Raw genomic sequence first — 252 nt, 5'->3', positions numbered from 1 at the left:
TGTTCTAAACGCTCTGCTTCTGCCTTTTCTGCAGCAATGCGTTCTTGTTCTAGACGTTCTGCCTCGGCCTTCTGTGCAGCAACTTGCTCGGCTTCACGCTGCGCCTGTTCTGCGGCAACACGTTCTTGCTCTAATTTCATTGCTGCTTCTTGCTCAGCAAGTCGAGCTTGTTGTTCTTGACGTTGCTGCTCTGCCGCTTGCTGCTCTTGAGCTAAACGCTCAGCTTCTGCTTTTTCTGCCGCAATGCGTTCT

The 252-nt window shown here is 51.6% G+C and carries 1 pseudogene; it reads right to left on the bottom strand.

The annotated features are described in order from the left end of the window. A pseudogene (locus CWB80_RS22065) lies at positions 1–252 on the bottom strand (signal recognition particle-docking protein FtsY); the annotation flags it as partial.

Origin of the sequence: Pseudoalteromonas sp. S1650 (assembly GCF_005887195.1) — a bacterium.
GTDB lineage: Bacteria > Pseudomonadota > Gammaproteobacteria > Enterobacterales > Alteromonadaceae > Pseudoalteromonas > Pseudoalteromonas simplex.
This window is presented reverse-complemented; position numbering and strand designations above follow the sequence as displayed.